General features: G+C 64.7%; 4 protein-coding genes. 1 reads left to right on the top strand and 3 read right to left on the bottom strand.

What is annotated here, in order from left to right; translation table 11 throughout:
* Positions 1-395: 395 nt before the first annotated feature.
* From grxD to ABWP09_RS11385, 3 genes are read right to left on the bottom strand one after another with little or no spacing between them, the layout of a single operon-like run.
* Positions 396-731, bottom strand: coding sequence for a Grx4 family monothiol glutaredoxin (grxD, locus tag ABWP09_RS11395; protein WP_353205259.1), 336 nt, complete (start codon positions 729-731; stop codon positions 396-398).
* 4 nt (positions 732-735) lie between these two features.
* Positions 736-972 carry a BolA/IbaG family iron-sulfur metabolism protein gene (locus ABWP09_RS11390; protein WP_353205258.1) on the bottom strand — a complete coding sequence of 79 codons (237 nt, stop codon included), beginning with the start codon at positions 970-972 and terminating at the stop codon, positions 736-738.
* The gene (locus ABWP09_RS11385) at positions 972-1,295 is read right to left on the bottom strand and encodes a DUF1476 domain-containing protein (protein ID WP_353205257.1); all 324 of its coding nucleotides are present in this window, start codon (positions 1,293-1,295) and stop codon (positions 972-974) included. The genes ABWP09_RS11390 and ABWP09_RS11385 overlap by 1 nt, the downstream gene beginning before the upstream one ends.
* Positions 1,296-1,486: 191 nt before the next feature.
* Between ABWP09_RS11385 and ABWP09_RS11380 the strand changes: the two genes are divergently transcribed.
* Complete coding sequence (locus ABWP09_RS11380; RefSeq protein ID WP_353205256.1) at positions 1,487-2,935, top strand: Nramp family divalent metal transporter; 1,449 nt, start codon at positions 1,487-1,489, stop codon at positions 2,933-2,935.
* Positions 2,936-3,052 lie beyond the last annotated feature (117 nt).

Below are 3,052 nucleotides of genomic sequence, written 5' to 3'. Positions count from 1 at the left end.
GAGCTGATCGACGAGGATACGCCCGCCGGTGCGGGGGAGGGGGGAGGTGGTCATGGCCGGTTTCTAGCGGGGGACGCTCGGCTTCGCTAGGCCACTCGCTCCACCCCGGCGAAGGCCGGGGCCTAGTCGCGGAGGTGGAGGTTATCGGGCGCGGCGCTCGAACTGCCAAACTGCGCCCCGGCCTTCGCCGGGGCGGAAGGAGTCGGCGTGAAATGTCGGAAATTCTTACAAAGCCGTGCGACTGCGGAACGCGTTAACCACCGAACCCTGCAGAAATCCGCGCCCCGCCAAAACTGGCACACCGCCTGCATAGTCTCCGGCACGCCGAGCGGTAATCGCTTCAGCAGGGCGGGCCAGCGCTTTCAGTCTCGCGCAGGCCCGCCCGACCCGGCTTCTCAATCGGTCTTCACCACACCGCTGTCCGCGAACAATGTCGCCAGTTCGCCGCTTTCGTACATCTCCATCATGATGTCCGATCCGCCGACAAATTCGCCCTTCACATACAGCTGCGGGATGGTCGGCCAGTCGGAGAATTGCTTGATCCCCTGGCGCACGCCCTGGTCCTGCAGCACGTCGACGCTGTCGAATTCGGCGCCGAGATGGTTGAGGATCGCCACCGCCCGGCTCGAGAAGCCGCACTGCGGGAAGAGCGGGCTGCCCTTCATGAACAGCAATACGTCGCTCTTGCCGACCAATTCGGCGATACGGACCTGGTCTGGATCGGTGCTCATTACATTACTCCTGAGGTACGGCGGTGGAGAGTTGCAGCGCGTGGAGCACGCCGCCCATCCGGTCGCCAAGCGCGGCATAGACCGCGCGTTGCTGTTTCAGCCGGGGCATTCCCCGAAAGCTTTCGGCGGTGACACGCGCCGCCCAATGGTCGCCGTCACCCGCCAGATCGGTCATTTCGACCGTCGCATCGGGAATGCCCGCGACGATCAGCGCGACGATTTCTTGCGCTTCCATCGGCATTATTCGGAGCTCATCAACTGGCGGCGTGCCTCGACCGTCTGATCCTCGATCGCGCGGCGAATCGCGGCTTCGTCGATCGTCACGCTGGCGGCGGTCAAGTCGCTGACGAGCTTGCGAATCACGTCCTCGTCACCGGCTTCCTCGAAATCGGCCTGGACGACGGCGGTGGCATAAGCGTCGGCTTCTTCCTTGGTCAGGCTCATCAGCCCCGCCGCCCACTGCCCGAGCAGCCGGTTGCGCCGCGCGGTGATGCGGAAGGCGATCTCCTCGTCGCGGGCGAATTTGGTTTCGAAGGCGCGCTCGCGATCGTCGAAGGTGCTCATATACGGTCCCCTTGGGCCTATTCGAATGCAGACCCTGAGATAAGCGCGCGCGACCGGCTGCGCAACGCCCCGCGCGCTTCCGCGCCAAAACCAATGCCGCGCCATGCAAAACGCCCGATCGAGCGTAGCTGAATCGGCACAAGCGGGTATAGACCGCGGATCGACCCGCCTTTTGGGATGTTACCGCAAGCATGGCGACAACGCCCGAACGACCGACGCAGAGCCGTTTTTTCCGCCGCAGCGACGAGGCCGATTTCGCGCATCCGCTGCCCGAGGCGTACCGCACGCTGAAAGTATGGGAAACGGGCGATGCCGCGCGGCCGCGCTGGCGGCAGTGGCTGGGCTTTGCCGGGCCGGGGTTCATGGTCTCGGTCGGCTATATGGACCCGGGCAATTGGGGGACCGATCTCGCCGGCGGCAGCCAGTTCGGCTATGCCTTGCTGTGGGTGATCCTCGCCTCGAACCTGATGGCGATCTTCCTGCAAATCCTCTGCGCGCGGCTCGGCATCGTTACCGGGCGCGATCTCGCGCAATCGTGCCGTGATTATTACCCCAAGCCCGTCGCGATCGCTTTGTGGCTGCTGTGCGAAGTCGCGATCATTGCGTGCGATCTGGCCGAAGTGGTCGGCTCGGCGGTCGCGCTGAACTTGCTGATGGGGATTCCCTTGGTGTGGGGGGTGATCGTCACCGGGCTCGACGTGCTGCTGTTGCTGCTGCTGATCAACCTTGGCTTTCGCAAGATCGAGGCGGTGGTGATCGCGCTGGTCACCACGATCGCGGCGTGTTTTGCCTATACGATCCACCTCGCCAAGCCGGATTGGAGCGCGGTTGCGCTGGGGGCGATCACGCCGGACATCCCCAATACCGCGGCATTGCTGGTGTCGCTCGGCATACTTGGCGCGACGGTGATGCCGCACAATCTCTATCTCCATTCCTCGATCGTGCAGACCCGCGCGTTCGGCAAGGGCAAGCGTGACGTCAAGGCGGCGCTCGCCTTCAACACCGTGGATACCGTGCTGGCGCTCGGCGCGGCGTTCTTCGTCAATGCCGCGATCCTGGTGCTCGCCGCCGCCGTCTTCTGGCGCAGCGGCGTGGTGGTCGACGATTTGCGGCAAGCGCATGAATTGCTGCGACCCGCGCTCGGCGGCGTGGCGGCGACGGCGTTTGCGGTCGCATTGCTCGCCTCGGGCCAGTCGAGCACGATCACCGGCACGCTCGCCGGGCAGATCGTGATGGAGGGCTTCCTGCGGATCCGCATCGCGCCGTGGCTGCGGCGGCTGGTGACGCGCGGCCTCGCGATCGTGCCGGCGCTGGTGGTGATCTCGGCGACCGGCGGCAAGGATACGGTCGAATTGCTGGTGATCAGCCAGGTCGTGCTGTCGATGCAGCTCCCTTTCGCGATCTTCCCGCTGATGATGGTGACGAGCAGCCGCCAGCGGATGGGGGACTATGCCAATCCGTGGTGGGTGAAGCTGCTCGGCTACGCGATCTGCAGCGTGATTGCGGGGCTGAACGTGTATCTGCTGTGGCAGACGATCGGGCCGGTGTGGGTTTGCGCGATTGCGGGGGTGATGCTGGGTTTTGCGGGATGGGTGCGGTTCGGGTGGCGAGGCACGGCAGGACAGATATTGGAGCGCTAGACCGTTCGCTTTTGCCCCGATGGCCGGCATTGCTTCGTCTGACGCAGCTACTCGGCTTGCAGTTCGAAACAGAACGCCGTTCCGCGCGCGTCCGTTTCGACCGACAATATGCTCCCA

Origin of the sequence: Sphingomonas sp. (assembly GCF_040398505.1) — a bacterium.
Taxonomy (GTDB): Bacteria; Pseudomonadota; Alphaproteobacteria; order Sphingomonadales; family Sphingomonadaceae; genus Sphingomonas.
This window is presented reverse-complemented; position numbering and strand designations above follow the sequence as displayed.

What these genes read in the sequence shown, in the direction of transcription:
- grxD (WP_353205259.1), bottom strand. Translation starts at nt 731, where the DNA reads ATGAGCACCGATCCAGACCAGGTCCGTATCGCCGAATTGGTCGGCAAG.
- ABWP09_RS11390 (WP_353205258.1), bottom strand. Translation starts at nt 972, where the DNA reads ATGCCGATGGAAGCGCAAGAAATCGTCGCGCTGATCGTCGCGGGCATT.
- ABWP09_RS11385 (WP_353205257.1), bottom strand. Translation starts at nt 1,295, where the DNA reads ATGAGCACCTTCGACGATCGCGAGCGCGCCTTCGAAACCAAATTCGCC.
- ABWP09_RS11380 (WP_353205256.1), top strand. Translation starts at nt 1,487, where the DNA reads ATGGCGACAACGCCCGAACGACCGACGCAGAGCCGTTTTTTCCGCCGC.